The sequence below is a fragment of the Mycobacterium sp. NGS68 genome, assembly GCF_059812195.1.
Genome location: NZ_JCALCE010000001.1, coordinates 372,300 through 391,328, shown reverse-complemented (window position 1 = coordinate 391,328; position 19,029 = coordinate 372,300). Strand labels below are relative to the sequence as shown.

Below are 19,029 nucleotides of genomic sequence, written 5' to 3'. Positions count from 1 at the left end.
CCGCGGGCACGAGACATGATGGCCAGATGGACGCCGACATCCGTGTTCTCGACGGCGACGACGACCTGATCGCCGCGGCCAACCTGTTCCGCACCGCCATGGTCGGGTTCCCCCCGCTGCCGAACCTGCCACCGGGCCAGATCAGCAAGGTGCTCGAACCCGGCCGCACCATCGGGGCATTCGCCGACGGTCAACTGGTCGGCACCGCCGACGCTGTCACGGGCGGGCTGACGCTGCCCGGCGGAGGGATCGTCGCTCACGCCGCGGTGACACACATCGGGGTGCTGCCGTCGTTCACCCGGCGGGGCATCGCCGGCGGACTGGTCCGTCATCAACTACGGGACTTCGCCGCGCGCGGTGAGGTGGTCGCGACGCTGCGCGCCTCGGAGGCGACGATCTACGGCCGCTACGGCTATGGGGTGGCGAGCTCGTTCCACAGCGTGGAGCTGCGCACGGCGCGGGCCGCTCTGCGACCGGGCGTCTGTAGCGGCGGGCCGGTGCGACTGCTCGACGCCACCGACGCGTGGGAGGTGCTCCCGCGGATCTATGCGGCGAATCGGCCATCCCGACCGGGTAGCCTCGACCGGCCCGGGTTCTGGTGGGCGGGGTTGCGGATGCGCACCGAAGCGTCGCCGGGGCCTTCGTATATCGCGGTGCACGGGGAGCCGGGCGCCGAGACGGGGTTCGCCCGTTACCGGCCGGTCGACATCGACCAGTGGTTCATCAGTGACCAGCGCACCATCGCGGTCGAGGACTTCTTCGCACCCACCATGGATGCCTACCTGGGCCTGCTGCGCTTCCTGCTCGGCCTGGATCTTGTTGATCGCGTGGTGTTCTGGATGATGCCGCTCGACGACCCGCTGCCCCTCCTGCTGCTCGATCGCCGGGCCGCGAAGACGACGGCGGTGTACGACGAAACCTGGCTGCGGATCGTCGACGTCCACCGGGCGCTGGCCGAGCGGCGCTTCGCGGGCGACGATGCGGTCACGATCGCGATCAATGACCCGATCCTGCAGGGCAATTCGGCCCGCTTCGCGATCGGTGGCGACGGCGCGCAACCAACGGACCAGGCGGCGCAGTTGCACGTCGGGGTCGAGGGCCTCGGCGCCGTTCTGCTCGGCGGTGCCACTTGGCGCGGTCTCGAAGTTGCCGGGCTGGCCCGGGCCGACGATCCCTCGACGCTCGCCGCGGCCGATCGGCTGTTCGCCGTGCCCGACGCACCATTCGCCGGCTTCTTCTTCTAGGGAACGGTTTTCGTGATCGTCGTCATCGGGGCGGGAATATGCGGGCTGGCAACCGCTTACGAGCTGTCGCGACGTGGCGAGCGCCCGATCGTGATCGAGCGCGGTGCGCCGTTCGCCGAGCAGTCCGCGGGACTGGCGCGGATCTTCCGCATCGCCCACCGGCGCCCGGCCCTGTGCGGGCTGGCACTGCGGGCCCGCGCGGAATGGCTGCGCTGGGAGTCCGAACTCGGGGTGGGCAGGCTGCTCGGCGCCGAGGGCTTCATCGCCGCCGGCCCGTGCGAGGAGACCGCAACCGCGATGCGCGACGCCGGTGCCGCGTTCTCGTCGCTGGACCGTTCCGACATCGCGGCGCGGATCCCCTTTGTCGCCGCGCCGTGGGACGCAGGGATCTTCGACCCGCTCGGCGGCAGCCTACGCATCCGTCGGGCGCTGACAGCCCTGTCGCAGCGCGTCGAGATTCGGCGCGGCGAGGTCGTTTCAGTCACCGACGACGGCGACGTGCGACTCGGAGACGGCACGGTGCTGGCGGCCGAGCGCGTGCTGATCTGCGCGGGCACGGAGACCCAGGCGCTCTTCGGCCCGCTCGGCGTCGAGTTCGGCCCGCACACCCGCTACACGTATGAGGGCGCGGACGCCGTCGGCGCGGCGTGCCTGTCCGCGCCCGAGGGCTACGGGCTGCCGCTCGGCAGCACCGGTCGGTGGGCCTTCGGGCAGGAGGTGCCGGACCCGGCGAGCGTGCGCGCGCTCTTCCCGTCGCTGCGGCCCGTCGGCCGGGTCGACTGCGTCACGGCCCGGGCCTCCTGGCTCGACGCCGGCGGCGACGGCTGGACCGTCGCCCGCCGGGACCGTGTCGTCGCGTTCGTCGGCAGCAACCTGATGAAGTTCGGACCGCTCGTCGGCGAATTGCTGAGCCAGGCGACGACGAGCGACGGCCTACCCGGCGACCTGTTGCTGACCTGACGACGGGGTTGTCCTATCGACAAACGCCCGCTCCTCAGCGCTTGCCGGGGCTAGGCTGCCAGGACGGGCTGACATGTCGTAAATGTTCGCGGGGGGGCGAAGCATGCCGCATCCATATTCTGGTGACGCCGGTTCACGCGGTCACAAGCCTTCGGCCCAGCCGTTCGGCCGCTACCGCCTGATCGATCTGCTGGGCCGCGGCGGCATGGGCGAAGTATGGCGGGCCTACGACACCGCGGCCAACGACAGGACGGTCGCGATCAAAGTGCTCCCACAGCACCTCGCCGCCGACGAAACGTTCGCGCAACGCTTCCGCCGAGAAGCCGACGCCGCGGCGCGCCTGAACAATCCGCACATCATCCCGATCCACAACTACGGCGAGATTGACGGCAGGCTTTATGTCGACATGCGACTGATCGAAGGCCGCGATCTGCAGGAAGTGCTGTCCGACGGTCCGCTCGATCCGAGCCGCGCCGTACGGATCGTCGAGCAGGTGGCCAACGCTCTGCACGCCGCCCACAAGGTCGGGCTGGTCCACCGCGATGTCAAGCCCTCCAACATCCTGCTCGACGATGACGACTTCGCCTACCTCATCGACTTCGGAATCGCCCGCGGCACAGACGAAACCGGTCTTACCAATACCGGAGCCGTCATCGGCAGTTGGCACTACATGGCTCCCGAGCGCCTCGACGGTCGCGCCGTGGATGCCCGCTCCGATATCTACGCACTGGCCTGCGTGCTTTACGAATGCCTGACGGGTAGCCGACCGTTCCCCGGCGAGAATCTGGAAAGCCAAGTGGCGGGACACTTGGCTGCTCCGCCGCCGCGGGCCTCGGCGACCAATCCCGGTTTACCACCGATCTTTGACGCAGTGATCGCCACCGGCATGGCAAAGGACCCGGACCAACGTTATTCCACCACCGTTGATTTCGCCGCGGCCGCCCAAGGCGAGATCACCACCCCCATCCCTCGCCCGGTCACGCCGAACACGGCAGAACCACCGACGATTTCCCGCCCCACGCCGGGCGCGGCGTCTCCGGATCCGTATGCGCCCACACGACACCTCCCCTCGGCCCAACCGGTCCCCCACAGACAGCCGGCCGGGCGGCAACCGTGGTGGCGGCGCAAAACCATCGTCATCCCGACCGCGCTTGTGGCCGTGGCCATCATCGCGATCACGCTGGTGATCGTCAGCCAAAGACCCGCACCCAACGCTTCACCGTCGGCATCGTCGGGCCCGGCGGCGGCGCCGAGTCCGCGGTCATTCGGCCCGCCGACTGTGCTGCCATTCACCGGACTCAAAGGGCCGGCCCAGGTGGCGGTCGACGCCGCCCAAAGTGTTTATCTCGCGGACTTCGACAACGTCCGGGTGGTCGTTCTGGCACATGACCCCACTACCCAGACCACGCTGCCGCTCACCGGTCTACGGGATCCCTGTGGTGTTGCGGTCGTCGCCGACGGCACCGTTTACGTTGCGGATAGGGACAATAACCGCGTTCTGAAGTTAGCGCCCGGTTCTACCGCCCAAACGACCCTGCCATTCACCGGACTCAACCAGCCCTGCGGACTGGCGGTCGACGCTCAGGGCTCGGTCTACGTCGCCGACACGCTCAACAACCGGGTGCTGAGGTGGGCACCGGGCTCCACCGGCCAAACCACAATGCCTTTCACCGAACTCAACTTTCCCAATGCGGTCGCCGTCGATAGGAATGGCGGTCTGTACGTCGCCGACGTACAAAACAACCGAGTGCTGACCTTGGCGGCGGGATCGACCACGCAAGTCGCCCTGTCGTTCACCGGACTCCTGCATCCGTACGGAGTGGCGGTGGACAACGACGGCGTGGTCTACGTCGCCGACACGGGCAACAATCGGGTGGTGAGCCTGGCATCGGACTCACAGGCCACCTGCCCTTCACCGGCCTCAGCTTTCCAAACAGTCTGGCAACGGACAACACCAGCGCCCTTTACGTCATCGATCGAAACAACAACCGGGTCCTACGTCTCGCGCGAGGCTGAGCCGCCACTGACGGCCACTGACCGCCCCTATGCCGCAACACCTTTGCGCTTCAACGCGGCGCCGACCGGCGCGTTGCCGACCACGCTCAGCCCCGCCAGCCGCCGCCAGGAGCGAATCGCGTGGCGGGTGACCTCGACGATCCGGGCGGCACCGGCATCCTCGTTGGCCAGCCGGTGCGCGCGCAGTGCGTTGCCGGTCACGGCATCCAGCGTGTCCCAGTCGTCGGTGTGCACGAGGGAGGTCGATTGGGATGCGGCCCGTACGGCGTACTTTTCGGCGCACGGCGGCATCCTGCTGGCCACCGCCTGCGCGGCGCGGGCGGCGCTGTCCCATTCGGCGATCGGCGGCGTCTCGCCCGGGGTGAGGCGGCGGTGCAACTCGGCGATATCCGAAACCGCCTCCGCCGCAATGCCGTGGGCGTAGCGGACGACCCCCCAGGGCGGGCTGGTGAGCAGTTTGACCACCCAGGTGTGCATGACGGTTTCGGGCACGTCGGCGGTGCCCACGGTCAGCCAACCCAGGTCGAGCACCACGACGCTGTCTTCGGGCGACAGGTAGCCGTCCGGCCCGGCCAGCTGGTCGTTGCACAACTGGACGAAGGAGGCCAACGGGCGGGCCGACGTCGCCGGGAAGTCGGTGATCTGCTCGTCACCGTTGATGTAGGAGATCACGTTCATCGCACAGCCCTTGCCGGAGCCCGGCTGGTGTGACCCCCGGGCCAGTCGCAACGGGTGGGTAATGCGGGTGAGGTCCATGTGAAGGGCAGTTTATGGCAACCGGCATTCCTGTGCACCCACGACACGGCCTACCTCACGCGGTCGCCAGCACGCTGCCCTCGTCGGCGCCGACCGGCGGTACCCGCGTCGCCCGCACATAGACCGTGTCCCCTTCCCGCAGCGCCAGCGCCTCGGCATCGCCGCGGGTGATCTGGGCGGTGAACGGGCCGCCGCTGGACGTACTGGTCAACTCGACGCGCACCTCGAAGCCGAGCGCCACCACCCGGTCGACCGTAGCCGCCACCACCCCAAGGGATTTCGCGGCATCGTCACCGCCGGCCACCGCGAGTTCCGGATTGCGGCCGACCCGGATGTCGTGCGGTCGCACCAAGGCGCCGTTGAGCACCGACACCGCGCCCAGAAACGACATCACGAAAGCGTTCGCCGGGGTGTCGTAGACGTCGGTCGGGGAGCCGACCTGCTCGATGCGGCCCTTGTTGAGCACCGCGATGCGGTCCGCGACGTCGAGCGCCTCAGTCTGGTCGTGGGTGACCAGCACCGTGGTGACATGGACCTCGTCGTGCAGGCGGCGCAGCCAACTGCGCAGGTCCTCACGAACTTTGGCGTCCAGCGCGCCGAACGGCTCGTCGAGCAACAGCACTTCCGGATCGACGGCCAGCGCCCGCGCCAGCGCCATCCGCTGCCGCTGGCCGCCGGAAAGCTGATTGGGGTAGCGGGCGTGAAATCCTTCCAGTCCAACGACTTCCAGCAGGTGGTCGACCTTCTGCTTGATCTCGGCCCTGGGGCGCCGACGGATCTTCAGGCCGTAGGCCACGTTGTCGCGTACCGTCAGGTGCTTGAACGCCGCGTAGTGCTGAAACACGAACCCGATGCCGCGCCGCTGCGGCGGGACCCCGGTCACGTCGCGGCCGTTGATCGTGATGCTGCCGCTGTCGGGCTGATCCAGCCCCGCGATCGCCCGCAGCAGCGTCGACTTTCCCGACCCGCTGGGCCCCAGCAACGCCGTCAGCGACCCCGCGGGCACCACGAAGTCGACATGGTCCAGGGCGACGAAGTCGCCATAGCGCTTGTTGGCGTCGCGGACCGTGATCGCGTAGTTCTCCGTCATGCTCGTATCTCCTTGTCAGCTTTGCCTGTTCGCCCGCGCGCGGCGAACAAGCAGGATGGTCTTGACGATCAGAAATGTGACGGCGACACCCATCAGCAACGTCGACAGCGCGCACGCACCGTACTCGGCGCCGCGCTGGTAGCGATCGTTGACCAGGAGCGTCAGCGTTTGCGTCTTGCCCGGCAGGTTGGACGACACCATGATGACCCCGCCGAATTCGCCGAGGACACGCGCCGTGGTGAGCACGATGCCGTAGGTCAGACCCCAGCGGATCGAGGGCAGCGTGATCCGCCAAAATGTCTGCCAGCCACTGGAACCCAGCGTCGCGGCGGCGTCTTCCTGCTCGGTGCCCAACTCGACGAGCACGGGCTGGACCTCGCGCACCACGAACGGCATGGTGACGAAGATGGTGGCCAGCACGATGCCGGGTGGGCCGAAGATGATCTTGAAGCCCAGGTTCTTTTCCACGAATCCCAGCACGCCCGCGGAACCCCACAGCGCGATCATCGCGACGCCCACGATCACGGGCGAAACCGCGAACGGCAGGTCCACGATCGCCTGCAGGATGCCCCTGCCCCGGAACCGATTGCGCGCGAGGACCAATGCCGTGGACACGCCGAAGATGACGTTCAGCGGCACCACGATCGCGACGACCAGCAACGACAAATGCAGCGCCGATATCGCCGCGGGCGTGCTCACCCAGCCGTAGAACTGGGCGAAGCCGGGCCGGAATGTCCGCCACAGGATCACCCCGACCGGAACGACCAGCATCACGAGCACATAGCCCAGCGCCGCGTAGCGGGTGAGGTAGCGGACCGCCGGTGTCGACGTCGTCAACTCGCCGCCTCCTGGCGCTTGATTCGGCGGCTGCCCACCGTCCGGAGGAACAGCAGCACGAAGAACGAGATCGACAACAGCACCACGGATATCGCGGCCGCCCCGGCGCGGTCGTCGCTCTCGATCAGCGAGCGTATCCACTGCGACGACACTTCGGTCTTGCCGGGCACCGCGCCACCGATGGTCACCACCGAGCCGAATTCGCCGATCGCCCGCGCGAATACCATTCCCGCGCCGGAAAACAGCGACGGCAGCAGCGACGGCAGCACGATCGAGGTGAACACCCTCCAGCCGCTCGCGCCCAGGCCCTCCGCCGCTTCCTCGACCTCGCGATCGATCTCCATCAGCACCGGCTGCACCGACCGGACCACGAACGGCAGCGTGACGAACGTCAGCGCCATCGCCACCCCGGGTGGGGTGTGCTGCAGGTGCACACCTACCGGGCTGTTCTTGCCGTACAGGGCGAGCATCACCAGGCTGGTGACGATGGTCGGCAGCGCGAAGGGCAGATCGATGATCGCGTCGATCAGACCCTTGCCGAGGAAGTCGTCGCGCACCAGCACCCAGGCCACCAGCAGCCCGCACACGACGTTAATCACCGTGACCGCAGCGGAAATCGTCAGCGTCACCCGGAAAGACTCCAGTGCGGCGTGCGACGTGACCGCCAGCCAGAAGCCCTGCCAGCCGCCGCCGGCGGCCTGCCAGGCGATCGCCGCCAGCGGCAACAGCACGATCACCGAAAGCCACACCGTGGTCACGCCGACCTGCAGCGACGCACCGGCCGGCGGGGCGGACTTGCGCGGCGTCCGATGATCCGCGGCAGCGTCGGGCTGGACGGCGGCGTCGGCGCTTTCGGCGACGAAGGTCTCGGTCATCCGGTGACCTGCGTGTAGATCCTGGTGATGCTGCCGCTGCTCTTGTCGAAGAGCAGCGGATCCACCCTGTCCCAACCACCGAGGTCGGCGATCGTCCACAGTTTCAGCGGGACCGGGAACTGGTCGCGGAAGTCGGCGGCGACGGCCGGATCGACCGCACGGAATCCGGCCTGCGCCCACACTCGCTGCGCCGCAGCGGAGTACTGAAAGTTCTTGAATGCCGTCGCGGCCGTCAACTGCGAGCTGGTGGCGACCACCGCCAGCGGGTTCTCGATCTTGAAGGTCTGCGGCGGGTTGACGTGTTCGACGGACTTGCCTTGCCGCTCAGCGGCAATGGCCTCGTTCTCGTAGCTGATCAGGACGTCGCCGCTGCCCTCGAGGAAGACGTCCGTCGCGATGCGCCCCGATCCGGGTCGCAGCTTGACGTGTTCACGCACCAGCTTGCCGATGAAATCGACGCCGGCCGAGCTGTCTCGTCCGCCACGGCTTTTCACCGCATAGGGAGCGAGCAGGTTCCACTTCGCTGAGCCCGAACTCAGAGGGCTGGGGGTGACGACTTCGACGTCGGGGCGCAGCAGGTCGTCCCAGTCCCTGATGTTCTTCGGATTGCCCTTGCGGACCACCAGAGTCACCACCGACCCGAAGGGGATGCCTTTGGTCCCGTCGGTGTCCCACTCCCTGGCGACCTTGCCCGCCTTGACCAATCGGGTGATGTCCGGCTCGACCGAGAAGTTGACGACGTCGGCCGGTTTGCCCTTGACCACACCGCGGGACTGGTCACCGGACGCGCCGTACGACGTAATCACCTGCACGCCCCTGCCCTCATCGGAGGCGTTGAACGCGGGAATCACCTTGCTCCAGCCCGGCTCCGGCACGGAGTAGGCGACCAGCGTGATCGTCGTGTTCACCTGCGCGGGTCCGCGGCCGCCGAACACGTCGCTGGCCCCTCCGTGGCACCCCGTCAGCAGGCCCGCGGTCACGGCGAGCGCGACGGCGCGTCGCCCGCGCGGTGCTTTGCCGGTGAAGCGGAACATTGACGGCCTTCCGGATGCGGATCGGTGCGGTATTGAGGGACTCGGTCATACAGCCGCGGAACGTTGGAAGGCTGAGGAAGATCGCCCAGCTCTCACGCGCGGGAGTTAACGACAACAGCGCACGACGACATCGCAACTCACCGGAGCGGGTGCCACATGCATGGCGCGAAGCCTAACGCCTCGATTTGCGCGCAGCAGGGCGACGGCGGGCGCGACGAAGGCCGGCGCCGCCCGCGGTCTCGACCGCCGGGGCGGCCGTGCCGCAGCGCTCCCGCGGCTTTGCCGAGTGTGCCGTGCGGTGACGCAACGCCGCGGCAATCGGGGGGTAACGCGTCCGGGATTGCGACGCAGCCTGGGCAAACGCGGACGCCTGGGGAAACCCACAGCTCAGCGCCACCGGGCTGCCGAGAATTTGCTGATGAACCTCACACAATTCGCCCGTGGGATGCGCTGGGCGCCGCGCACCTGCGCGGCAACGCGTGCCCGTTCGCCGACGGTCCGACCGGCGCGGCGCCCGGGCCGCCATCAGGTTCGCTGCACGTAAAAGTCACGCTGACAAAAATGCCGGTCGGGCGGGACATCAGACCGTCCGGAGCGCGTCGCGTGCATTGCCTGACTCGGCTTGCCGTGTTAGACCCAGAGCGTGGCAGAACCTGCAGTGCTCGTCGAGCGCGACCAGCACATCCTCACCCTCACCCTCAATCGCCCGGCCAAGCGAAACGCTTTCAATGCCGAGGTGCTCTGTCGCCTCAGCGACGCCTGGGATCTGCTCGACGCGGATCCGGAGCTGCGGGTCGCGATCCTGACGGGGGCGGATGGAAACTTCTCCGCCGGAGCCGATTTGGATCAACTGGTCGGCGCCCTGATAGCCGGCAAGCCCGCCGCGAACGAGTTCGAGGAGCGGGTGCGTCAAGACTTCTCCCTGCTCTACAAAGGCTTTCTCAAGGACCATTACGTCAAGAAACCGATCGTGGCCGCGGTCGAGGGCTACTGCTACGCGGGCGGCATGGAGATACTGCAGGCCTTCGACATTCGCGTCGCCGCCGAAGATGCCAGGTTGGCGGTCGCGGAGGTCAAGCGGGGCCTGTTCCCGATGAGCGCCTCCACCATCCGGCTGCCGCGGCAGATCCCCTACACGGTGGCGATGGACATGCTGCTACTTGGCGAGCCCATCTCCGGCCAGCGCGCCTACGACATCGGCCTGGTCGGCCATGTCACGCCCCACGGGGGCGCCCTTGCGCGCGCTCGTGAACTCGCGGAGCTGCTGGCCGCCAACGGGCCGCTCGCGGTCCGCAATATCAAGGCCTCGGTGATCGACAACCTGGAGAAGACGGAAGCCGAAGCTTTTCCGCGGGAGCAGGAGCTCGGCATGGCGGTGATGAACTCCAAGGACGCCAAAGAGGGGCCCCGCGCGTTCCTGGAGAAACGCGCCCCGAACTTCACCGGCGAATAGCGAAGCCGTCGGCAAAAACGGGGACGCGCGCGCACCCGTTGCGCAATGATGCTTGTCGCGACGTGCCATTTTGCGACTGTGCGGAGGGACAGCGATGGGGCATTACCGGACCAACGTGCGCGATCTGGAGTTCAACCTGTTCGAGGTGCTCGGCCTCGACGTGGTGCTCGACGCGGGCTCCTACGGTGACCTCGACGCCGCGACGGCACGCGAGATTCTGCGCGAGGTGGCGCGCCTGTCCGAAGGCCCGATCGCCGACTCGTTCGTCGACGGCGACCGCAACCCGCCGCGATTCCTTCCGGACGAGCACACGATCGCGGTGCCGGACTCGATTCGGCGGTCGGTGGCCGCGTTCAAGGAGGCCGGCTGGTGGCGAATCGGGATGTCGGAGGTGATCGGCGGGGTTCCGGCGCCGGCCCCGCTCACCTGGGCGGTCAACGAGATGATGGCGTGTGCCAATCCGGCGACCCAGTGGTACACCACCCCGGTCATGTCGCACGTGCTCGCCCTGGTCGGCACCGAACAGCAGAAGCGCTGGGCACGAATCGGTTTGGAGCGCGGCTGGACCGGCACGATGGCGCTGACCGAGCCCGACGCGGGCTCCGACGTCGGGGCGGGCCGCACCAAGGCCATCGCTCAGTCGGACGGCACCTGGCACATCGAGGGGGTGAAGCGGTTCATCTCCGGCGGCGACGTGGGCGACACCGCCGAGAACCAGTTCCACGTCGTGCTGGCGCGCCCGGAGGGCGCCCCGGCCGGCACCAAGGGCCTGAGCCTGTTCTACGTCCCGAAATACCTGTTCGACCCCGACACCTTGGACCTGCGCGAGCGCAACGGTGTGTTCGCGACGGCGCTCGAAGACAAGATGGGCCTGAAAGCCTCGCCGACGTGCGAGCTGACCTTCGGCGCGACCGACATTCCCGCAGTCGGTTATTTGGTCGGCGACGTGCACGACGGCATCGCCCAGATGTTCAAGGCCATCGAGTACGCGCGAATGATGGTCGGTATCAAGTCAAGCGGGACGCTGTCGACGGCGTATCTGCACGCGCTGGACTACGCGAAGCAGCGCATCCAGGGCCCCGACCTGACCCGCTTCACCGACAAGAGCGCTCCCCGCGTCCCGATCACCCGCCACCCGGATGTGCGGCGCAGCCTGATCCTGCAGAAGGCGTACGCGGAAGGGCTGCGCGCCCTGTACATGTACACCGCCGCGCACTGCTACGAGTTCGGCGTCGAACTGCTGCCGGGTGTGGACGCCGACCTGGCGGCGCGCGTGCAGGATCTGCTGCTGCCGATCGTCAAGGGCGTCGGAACCGAGAAGTCCTTTCAATGGATGAACGAGAGCCTGCAAACCTTCGGCGGTTCAGGGTATTTGAAGGACTACCCCATCGAGCAGTACCTCCGCGACGCCCGGGTCGACTCGCTCTACGAGGGCACCACCGCGATCCAGTCGCTGGACTTCGTGTTCCGCAAGATCGCACGCGACCAGGGTGTCGCCCTGGCCCACGTCGCCGGTGAGATCGCCGCGTTCATCGACAACCTCACCGGCGACCGGCTCAAGGCGGAGCGCGCGCTGCTGCAGGCCGCCCTGGGCGATGTGCAGGCGATGACGGGCACGCTGACGACGTATCTGCTTGCCGCAGCTCATAATCCGACCGAGCTGTACAAGGTCGGCCTGGTGTCGGTGGCGTTCCTCCACGCCGTCGGCGACCTGCTCATCGGGTGGCGACTGCTGGTGGCGGCCGACATCGCCGCGGCAGCGCTCGACGCCGGGTCCGACGACTCCTTCTACCGCGGCAAGCTCGCCGCCGCGTCGTTCTTCGCGAAAACCGTCCTCCCGGCCATAGCCGCGACCCGGGCGATCGTGGAGAACGTCGACACCGACCTGATGGACCTGGCCGACGACGCCTTCTGACCACCGTATCGCGCCCCCCGGGGCTTGCGGCAAGACCCGGGTCATGCCGCAGAATCGCAGACCGGAAGCTGCGGGAATGGGGGCATGTGTCGGCTCGAGGGTACGAAGAAGAATTGCGGTCCGAACAGAGCTACGTGGACACGCTCTACACGCGGCTGGACGCCGATCGTGCTCGGCTGAGAAGCGAGTACGACGTCGCGTTGCTGGGCGAAGGAGCGCTCCTGGAGCGTGACGCCGAGGTGCGTGCGCTGGCCAGAGCGGTGAAGCGGCTCGACGTCGCGGACAACGGGCTGTGCTTCGGTCGACTGGACACCGTCGCGGACGAGCAGCTGTATATCGGCCGGATCGGCATCCTCGATCCGGACCACGACTACCGGCCGCTGCTGCTCGATTGGCGGGCGCCGGCGGCGCGCGCCTTCTACGTCGCCACCGCGGCGAGCCCGGAGAACACGCGACGACGGCGCCAGTTCCACACCCGCGGGCGACGCGTACTCGACTTCACCGACGAGGTTCTCGGCCGCCCGGGCGCCGACGAGCGCGGCGACGCGGCATTGCTCGCCGCGATCAACGCGCCGCGCGGTGCCGGCATGCGCGACATCGTGGCGACCATCCAGGCCGAGCAGGACCAGATCATCCGCCTCGATCACGCCGGTGTGTTGGTCATCGAGGGTGGCCCCGGCACCGGCAAGACCGTGGTGGCGCTGCATCGGGTGGCCTACCTGCTCTACACCCAGCGCGAGCGGTTCGAACGCCAGGGCGTGCTGGTGATCGGACCCAGCCAGGCCTTCCTCAACCACATCGGCCGGGTGCTGCCGTCGCTCGGCGAATCCGAAGTGGTCTTCATGACCACCGGCGACCTCGTGCCCGGCCTGCGGGTCACCGCCGAGGACCCGCCGGAGCTCGCGCGGCTCAAGGGCTCACTGAAAATCCTCGACGTGCTGGCCGCGGCCGTCGCCGACCGACAGCGACTGCCGGCCGAGCCGCTGCCGATCGAGCTCTCGGACGTTGCGCTGCGCATCGACGCCGAGACCGCCGAGTGGGCCCGGCAGGAAGCCCGCGACACCGGACTGCCGCACAACGAGGCCCGCGCGAAGTTCGCCGAGATCATCACCTGGGTGCTGACCGAAAGGGCGATAGCCCGGATCGGTCGCGGCTGGCTCACCCGCGAGGACCGCAACGCCTGGGAGCAGCTGCGCGCCGACCTGCTGGACGAGCTCACGGAGAATGCCGCGTATATCGCCGCGCTCGAAGAACTTTGGCCGCTGCTGACACCCCAGTCGGTGCTCTCATCCCTGTACACCTCGCCGGAACGCCTGCGCGCCGCGGGCGCGGACCCGTCGCTGCTGCGCGCCGACGGCGAGGCCTGGACGGTGTCCGACGTGCCGCTGCTCGACGAGCTGGTCGATCTGCTGGGCCGCGACAGGGCGGCGGACCGGGCCGCCGAGCTCGAACGCAAGGCCGAGGCCGACTACGCGGCGGGTGTGCTGGACCTGATGATCACCCGCGAAGAGCTGATGGACGACGAGGACCAGCTGCTCGCCCAGGATGTGCTCGACGCGGGGCAGTTGGCGGAGCGCTTCGAGGAGCGCGACAACCGGGAGCTCGTCGAACGCGCGGCCGCGGACCGCGATTGGACCTACGGGCACGTGGTGGTCGACGAGGCCCAGGAGCTGTCGGAGATGGACTGGCGGGTGCTGATGCGGCGCTGCCCGGCCCGGTCGTTCACGGTGGTCGGAGATCTCGCCCAGCGCCGCTCGGCGGCCGGCGCGACGTCGTGGGGCGCCATGCTCGAGCCACACGTGCCGGACCGCTGGGCCTACCGCTCCCTGTCGGTGAACTACCGCACCCCGGCGGAGATCATGGCCGTCGCGACCGCCCTGCTCGCCGAGTTCGCCCCCGGCGTGCGGCCCCCCGAATCGGTGCGCGCCTGCGGCGTGCAGCCGTGGTCGCGGCGGGTGACTGAGCACGAACTGCACACGGCTATCGAACAATTCGTTCGGGAGGAGTCGGGCCGCTCGGGCACCAGCGTGGTGATCGGGCCCGCGGACGTGCCCGGCGCGGTGGTGCCGTCGGAAACCAAGGGACTGGAATTCGACGCCGTCCTGGTGGTGGAGCCGGAGCGGATTATCGCCGAAGGCCCGCGCGGCGCCGCCGAGCTGTACGTCGCGCTCACCCGCGCCACCCAGCGCCTGGGTGTCCTGCATCGAGATCCGTTGCCGCACGCCCTGATCGGGCTCACCGAAACCGCCGTCAATCGAAAATGACGTGTTCTTCGGTCATGAAGATCACCGACCGTGACAGATCGAGGAATTGCATTTCGTCTTCGATGAGTCGGCTCATCGCGGCGCGCGCCGCGTCGGCGTCTTCGGCACGCACGGTGGTGTCCATCCAGATCTCGGCGATACCGTCGAAGGGCTCGTCGGTGCCGCGGCTGGCGCGCAGCCGGTCGGTGTCGGGACCCGCGACGGTGTGACTCTGCACGTAGCGCGTCATCGCAGGCAACGCCTCGCGTAGCGACTTCACCAGCGGGCCATGGTGTTCGAACCAGTAACGCTGGAAGTCCTCGGCGGGCAGGGTGGCTTTCCTGCGGCAACAAAATACGATCTTCAGCATCGGCGTTCCTCTACTTCAAGCGGGCCGGCCGAGCGCGATCTCGGTGGTCTTGGCGGCCTTCGAAACCCCGCCCTGCCAATAGAAGGCGACCGGGGAACCGGCGGCGTCGACGACCAGCCCGACCGTCCCGGTGCCCAGCCCGGTCTGACCCCGGCGCCGGCTGTCCTGGGCATGGGGGCTCACCGTCGAATCCGCCACCCGGACCAACCACTCGCCGTCGCGGGCCGGATTGCGCGTCGGGGCGGCCAGCACCACCATGACGTGGCCGGTATCGCCGGTGGTGGAATCCTCCGTCGCCAACCACGCGATCAGGTCGCCGGGGCCCAGCCGGTCCACGCGGGTGAACGCCTGCCAGCCCCGCGCGGGTTGCCCCGCGGCGCGGCGCAGGAAACCCTCGATGTCGCCGGCCAGCGGGCGCTTGGAGGTGCTCGTCGGCAGCGCCTGCGCGTCATCGGGCAAGACCCGCCCAAGCGCGTAATCGACCATGCCCGAGCAGTCGTAGAAGAACTTGCCCACGGACTCGTCGACCAGGGTGGCGTGCTGGTAGTGCGTCTCCTTCATCGCCGACAGCTCACGCTGGACCTCGCCGAGCAGCAGCGCCGGCGCGGGCGCGGGCGCGCCGGCGGGTGGACCCGCCGCGCAACCGGTGAATACCAGCCCGGCCACCACCAGCCAGGCCGGGAGCGTCCCGGCCGCCAGCCGCCGAACGTCGAGCATCTCTTGACAGTAATGCCCTTACGCTTGACGGATCGGCCGCCGACCTGCTGAACGGAAATCACATGTCCATCGCCCAACGTGAACGGGCCGCCCTCGTCGACACCCTCCGCAGCGTTGGGCCGGATGCGGCGACGCTCTGCGAAGGATGGACCACCCGCGATTTGGCCACCCACCTGGTGATCCGCGAATACCGCCTGGACGCCGCGCCCGGCATCCTCATCCCGTTCTTCGCGCGCCATACCGCCAAGGTGCAACAAGAAGTGGCCGAGCGCCTCGACTGGGACACGTTGCTGGACAAGATCGCATCCGGCCCGCCGGCCTACTCGCCGCTCAAGCTGCTCGATCCGGTGGCCAACATCGCCGAGATGTTCATCCACCACGAGGACGTCCGCCGCGCCCGGCCCGGCTGGCAGCCGCGGACGCTCGAACCGGCGCTGGCCACCGCGCTGCGCCGCACCATGCCGCCGATGGCGAAGCTGACGCTGGCCAAGGCCCCCGGCCGGCTGGCGTTGCGCAGCACGGCGGGCAAGACACTGATGACCCGCGGCCACGGACCCGCCGTCACCGTGACCGGCGCACCCGAGGAGCTTCTGCTGTTCGCCGTCGGGCGTGCGGCCGTGGTCGAGTTCGCTGGTGACGCCGCTGCGGTCCAGGCGGTCCGCGACGCGCCGAAAGGCTTCTAGCGGTCGCTCACGGGGTCGCGTCGATCCCGAGCAGCTCCGTCAGCTGCGCCGCCGAATAATGGCCCGGCCCAACGCCTTTGACAACGACGCCGCGTACGGCGCGCGCCAGTGCCGCGTTGATCGGCGCCGCGATGCCCTGCCGGTGGGCGATCCGGACGATCTCCCCGTTGAGGAAGTCGGTCTCCACATTGCCGGTGTTGCGGCTCAACGACTGCCAGGTGGAGTTGCTCGGTCCCGCATCCCATCCGGGTATCGGGCGGATGGTCGGCCCGTCCGCCCGTGCCGCCGTGGATTCCTCGAAGGAGACGAAGTCGATCCCGGCCTGCCGCAACACCCGCTCGCCTTCACCGCGCAGCGCGGCCACCACCTCACGTGCGGCGTCCGGATCCGCCGTCAGGGCGCCGACGGCGTTGCCGAGGTTGCTCAGTAGCTTGTTGTACTTCCACGGCGCGACGTCCCGCGGGGTGCGCACCCCGATGCCCGCGGCGCTCCAGGTCGCCGACACCTCCGTCAACAGATCGTCGTCGGCCTGCGTGCCGATCACGGCGGGCCAACGCGCGATGTGAAATTGGCCGACCACCGGCCACGATCGCACGATCACCTCACCCGGTTCGAGGTGCACGGCGGGCAACCAGACGCAGACACCGAAGACCCGACGGAAATAGCGCAGCGCTTTCTCCTCGGCGGCGACCCCGTTGAGCGCGGTCAGCGCCGGCAGCACCTCACCCGCCGTCCCGACGACGCCGTGCGCGCCATGGACGGGCTGATCCACCCATTCCTGCAAGGCCGCGTCGAGTTGTTGCGTTTTGGTCGCGAAGACCAGCACGTCGCCGGGGGTCAGCCGCACCTGCGGGGGTGTGGACGCGGCGCTCACTTCGGTCCGGAACGGACCGTCGGGCGTCCGCAGCGTCATGCCGTCGGCCGCCAGCACGGCGGCGTGACGGCCCCGCGCAACCAACATCGTCGGGACACCCGCCCGCGACAGCACGGTGCCCACGGTGCCGCCGATCGCGCCGGCGCCGACGATCACATATCGATGCCCGCCCACTCCCACGCTTTCCACCGCTGCACCGTAGCTCTGCGCGAGATCACGTCCTTGACCGGCACGTCGAGCGTCGGGCACATGTACGAAAAGCGCTGGGGATCAGGGCCTGGGCCCACGCTCGGCGCACCCAGGATGGCCAGGCCTTACCCCCCGGCGGGGGGCTGCGCCACCACCATGGGCTTGAATCCGTAACGCGGAGTGGCGAAGTGGCCTGCCGCCGCGCGTCCGGTGCCCGTGCCCATCATCGGCATTCCGCCGAACGCGTTGGTGGCGGGTTCCGCGGCCGCGGCGGCTCCGAGGCCGTTGAGCGACACCACCGCCTGGGCGGGTGCCGGGGCCGCGACACCGGCCCACGAGGCCGGCACCCGCAGTCCACCGACCGGCAACGCGTTGCCAACCGAGCCCGCAATGCCGCTCACGCCGCCCGACACGGCCTGCCCGGCGGCCTTGGCCGCGCCCTCGGCGGCGTGGGCCGCACCCTCGGCGGCCTTGCCGGCGGCCGGAAACAACGCCTGCGCCAGACCTTGTACGTCTTTGAACGCGGTCGTCGTAAGCCGGGTCGGCGAGACCAATCGGATATAGCTGTCGAAGGCGGTACTGGCGTCCAGGGTTTGCGAGCCCGTCAACCCCTCGGCGACGTCGCCGAGCAGGCCGTTGAGGACTATGCCGTCGCCATTGGCGTTCCAGGCGAAGCCTTTCAGGCCGATCGCGTTGATTGCGGCATCGAGATCGGTGAGCCACGGCGGCGTGTTAGTGAACCCTGCCATCTGCATCAGCGTGGCGGGAACCGCCTTCAGGGCGTCCACGTCGACGCCCAGGCTCGCTGCGGCCGATTGGGCGACGGCGACGAACTGGTCTACGAGCCCACCCGGGGTGGGCATCTGGGCCGCGGTGCTGAACGGCGTCAGGGCTGCCGCCTGAGCCGACTCGCCCGAGTAGCCGTACATCGTGGCCGCGTCCTGAGCCCACATTTCGGCGTACTGGGCCTCGGTGGCCGCGATCGCCGCGGTGTTCTGGCCCAGGAAATTCGTGGCCAGCAAGGCCGCCAGCAACGCGCGGTTGGCCGCGATCTCCGCCGGCGGCACCGTTGCGGCAAAGGCCGCCTCGTAGGCAGTGGCCGCCGCCGTGGCTTGACCGGCGGCCTGCTCGGCCTGTCCGGCGGTGCCGCTCAACCACGAAATCTGGGGCAGGGCAGCGGCGGCCATCGCCGCCGAGGACGGGCCTTGCCACGGCCCGTCGGTCAGTTCCTCGACCAGCGCCGTGAACGAAGCCGCCGTGCTCTGTAGCTCGACGGCCAACCCCTCCCACGCCGCCGCCGCGGCGAGCATCGGCCCCGACCCGGCGCCGGAGTACATCAGCGCGGAGTTGATCTCCGGGGGCAACATCGCGAAGTCGACCATGACTCGCTCGCCTAACCGACCGCGGAGGCGTTGGCGGCCTCAGTGGCCGCATACGAACTGGCGCTCAGGCCCAGCGTGGCCGCCATCTGGTCACGGATCGCCGCGACCTGCGCGCTGATCTGCTGATAGGTCCTGGCGTGCGACGCGAACTGCGCAGCGGTCAGGATCGACACCACATCGGACGCGGCGGGCAGCACCCCGGTGGTGGGGCCTGCCGCTGCCGTGTTTCCGGCCCATACCGTCGCGTTCAGCGCCTGCAGTTCGGCGGCGGCTGCGACGAGCATTTCGGGCTCTGCGATCACCATCGACATGTTTTCTCCTCCAAGCACATTTCAGCAAAAGCTTTCAGCAACAACGTCGTTACTGGATCAGTACCGAAGGTTAGGCCAGC

General features: G+C 68.7%; 16 protein-coding genes. 7 read left to right on the top strand and 9 right to left on the bottom strand.

Features of this window, described 5'->3' with window-relative positions; genetic code table 11:
* Window positions 1–26 precede the first annotated feature (26 nt).
* The 3 genes from AC5Y5V_RS01725 (at window position 27) to AC5Y5V_RS01715 (ending at window position 4,644) form a co-directional block, all read left to right on the top strand.
* On the top strand, window positions 27–1,244 hold the full coding sequence (locus AC5Y5V_RS01725; RefSeq protein ID WP_499930857.1) for a GNAT family N-acetyltransferase: 1,218 nt from the start codon (window positions 27–29) through the stop codon (window positions 1,242–1,244).
* 12 nt (window positions 1,245–1,256) lie between these two features.
* Window positions 1,257–2,204 (top strand): NAD(P)/FAD-dependent oxidoreductase, encoded by a 948-nt coding sequence (locus tag AC5Y5V_RS01720; protein ID WP_499930856.1) that lies wholly within the window; start codon window positions 1,257–1,259, stop codon window positions 2,202–2,204.
* A gap of 103 nt (window positions 2,205–2,307) precedes the next feature.
* Complete coding sequence (locus AC5Y5V_RS01715; RefSeq protein WP_499930855.1) at window positions 2,308–4,644, top strand: serine/threonine-protein kinase PknD; 2,337 nt, start codon at window positions 2,308–2,310, stop codon at window positions 4,642–4,644.
* 387 nt (window positions 4,645–5,031) lie between these two features.
* Here AC5Y5V_RS01715 and AC5Y5V_RS01710 read toward each other — a convergent pair whose 3' ends face one another.
* The 4 genes from AC5Y5V_RS01710 to AC5Y5V_RS01695 are packed head-to-tail and all read right to left on the bottom strand — an operon-like array spanning window position 5,032 to window position 8,812.
* Window positions 5,032–6,066 carry a sulfate/molybdate ABC transporter ATP-binding protein gene (locus AC5Y5V_RS01710; protein WP_499930854.1) on the bottom strand — a complete coding sequence of 345 codons (1,035 nt, stop codon included), beginning with the start codon at window positions 6,064–6,066 and terminating at the stop codon, window positions 5,032–5,034.
* Window positions 6,067–6,081: 15 nt separating this feature from the next.
* Window positions 6,082–6,903: a sulfate ABC transporter permease subunit CysW gene (gene cysW, locus AC5Y5V_RS01705; protein ID WP_499930853.1), complete on the bottom strand. Its 822-nt coding sequence runs from the start codon at window positions 6,901–6,903 to the stop codon at window positions 6,082–6,084.
* Window positions 6,900–7,778 carry a sulfate ABC transporter permease subunit CysT gene (cysT, locus tag AC5Y5V_RS01700; RefSeq protein ID WP_499930852.1) on the bottom strand — a complete coding sequence of 293 codons (879 nt, stop codon included), beginning with the start codon at window positions 7,776–7,778 and terminating at the stop codon, window positions 6,900–6,902. Before cysT ends, cysW begins: the two co-directional genes overlap by 4 nt.
* A complete protein-coding gene (locus AC5Y5V_RS01695) occupies window positions 7,775–8,812 on the bottom strand; it encodes a sulfate ABC transporter substrate-binding protein (protein WP_499930851.1) in 1,038 nt (345 codons plus the stop codon). Before AC5Y5V_RS01695 ends, cysT begins: the two co-directional genes overlap by 4 nt.
* A 643-nt stretch (window positions 8,813–9,455) precedes the next feature.
* On the opposite strand from AC5Y5V_RS01695, the gene AC5Y5V_RS01690 reads away from it, so the two are divergent.
* The 3 genes from AC5Y5V_RS01690 to helR all read left to right on the top strand — a co-directional run bounded on the left by AC5Y5V_RS01690 (window position 9,456) and on the right by helR (window position 14,444).
* Window positions 9,456–10,265, top strand: a complete 810-nt coding sequence (locus AC5Y5V_RS01690; protein ID WP_499930850.1) for a crotonase/enoyl-CoA hydratase family protein — start codon at window positions 9,456–9,458, stop codon at window positions 10,263–10,265.
* Window positions 10,266–10,359: 94 nt separating this feature from the next.
* On the top strand, window positions 10,360–12,180 hold the full coding sequence (locus AC5Y5V_RS01685; RefSeq protein ID WP_499930849.1) for an acyl-CoA dehydrogenase: 1,821 nt from the start codon (window positions 10,360–10,362) through the stop codon (window positions 12,178–12,180).
* 86 nt (window positions 12,181–12,266) lie between these two features.
* Complete coding sequence (gene helR, locus AC5Y5V_RS01680; RefSeq protein WP_499930848.1) at window positions 12,267–14,444, top strand: RNA polymerase recycling motor ATPase HelR; 2,178 nt, start codon at window positions 12,267–12,269, stop codon at window positions 14,442–14,444.
* Here the strand turns inward: helR and AC5Y5V_RS01675 are convergent.
* Window positions 14,431–14,793 (bottom strand): EthD domain-containing protein, encoded by a 363-nt coding sequence (locus AC5Y5V_RS01675; protein ID WP_499930847.1) that lies wholly within the window; start codon window positions 14,791–14,793, stop codon window positions 14,431–14,433. The genes helR and AC5Y5V_RS01675 overlap by 14 nt on opposite strands.
* A gap of 15 nt (window positions 14,794–14,808) precedes the next feature.
* On the bottom strand, window positions 14,809–15,510 hold the full coding sequence (locus AC5Y5V_RS01670) for a hypothetical protein (protein WP_499930846.1): 702 nt from the start codon (window positions 15,508–15,510) through the stop codon (window positions 14,809–14,811).
* Window positions 15,511–15,572: 62 nt separating this feature from the next.
* On the opposite strand from AC5Y5V_RS01670, the gene AC5Y5V_RS01665 reads away from it, so the two are divergent.
* Complete coding sequence (locus AC5Y5V_RS01665) at window positions 15,573–16,193, top strand: TIGR03085 family metal-binding protein (RefSeq protein WP_499930845.1); 621 nt, start codon at window positions 15,573–15,575, stop codon at window positions 16,191–16,193.
* Between the two features lie 7 nt (window positions 16,194–16,200).
* Here AC5Y5V_RS01665 and AC5Y5V_RS01660 read toward each other — a convergent pair whose 3' ends face one another.
* From AC5Y5V_RS01660 to AC5Y5V_RS01650, 3 genes are all read right to left on the bottom strand, one after another.
* Window positions 16,201–17,256, bottom strand: a complete 1,056-nt coding sequence (locus AC5Y5V_RS01660; RefSeq protein WP_499930844.1) for a ketopantoate reductase family protein — start codon at window positions 17,254–17,256, stop codon at window positions 16,201–16,203.
* A 125-nt stretch (window positions 17,257–17,381) separates the two neighbouring features.
* The gene (locus AC5Y5V_RS01655; RefSeq protein WP_499930843.1) at window positions 17,382–18,638 is read right to left on the bottom strand and encodes a PPE family protein; all 1,257 of its coding nucleotides are present in this window, start codon (window positions 18,636–18,638) and stop codon (window positions 17,382–17,384) included.
* Window positions 18,639–18,649: 11 nt separating this feature from the next.
* Window positions 18,650–18,949 (bottom strand): PE family protein, encoded by a 300-nt coding sequence (locus AC5Y5V_RS01650; RefSeq protein WP_499930842.1) that lies wholly within the window; start codon window positions 18,947–18,949, stop codon window positions 18,650–18,652.
* Between the last annotated feature and the right edge of the window lie 80 nt (window positions 18,950–19,029).

Coding starts and splice junctions, on each gene's coding strand:
- AC5Y5V_RS01725 (WP_499930857.1), top strand. CDS start 27: ATGGACGCCGACATCCGTGTTCTCGACGGCGACGACGACCTGATCGCC.
- AC5Y5V_RS01715 (WP_499930855.1), top strand. CDS start 2,308: ATGCCGCATCCATATTCTGGTGACGCCGGTTCACGCGGTCACAAGCCT.
- AC5Y5V_RS01710 (WP_499930854.1), bottom strand. CDS start 6,066: ATGACGGAGAACTACGCGATCACGGTCCGCGACGCCAACAAGCGCTAT.
- cysT (WP_499930852.1), bottom strand. CDS start 7,778: ATGACCGAGACCTTCGTCGCCGAAAGCGCCGACGCCGCCGTCCAGCCC.
- AC5Y5V_RS01695 (WP_499930851.1), bottom strand. CDS start 8,812: ATGTTCCGCTTCACCGGCAAAGCACCGCGCGGGCGACGCGCCGTCGCG.
- AC5Y5V_RS01685 (WP_499930849.1), top strand. CDS start 10,360: ATGGGGCATTACCGGACCAACGTGCGCGATCTGGAGTTCAACCTGTTC.
- AC5Y5V_RS01675 (WP_499930847.1), bottom strand. CDS start 14,793: ATGCTGAAGATCGTATTTTGTTGCCGCAGGAAAGCCACCCTGCCCGCC.
- AC5Y5V_RS01670 (WP_499930846.1), bottom strand. CDS start 15,510: ATGCTCGACGTTCGGCGGCTGGCGGCCGGGACGCTCCCGGCCTGGCTG.
- AC5Y5V_RS01665 (WP_499930845.1), top strand. CDS start 15,573: ATGTCCATCGCCCAACGTGAACGGGCCGCCCTCGTCGACACCCTCCGC.
- AC5Y5V_RS01655 (WP_499930843.1), bottom strand. CDS start 18,638: ATGGTCGACTTCGCGATGTTGCCCCCGGAGATCAACTCCGCGCTGATG.
- AC5Y5V_RS01650 (WP_499930842.1), bottom strand. CDS start 18,949: ATGTCGATGGTGATCGCAGAGCCCGAAATGCTCGTCGCAGCCGCCGCC.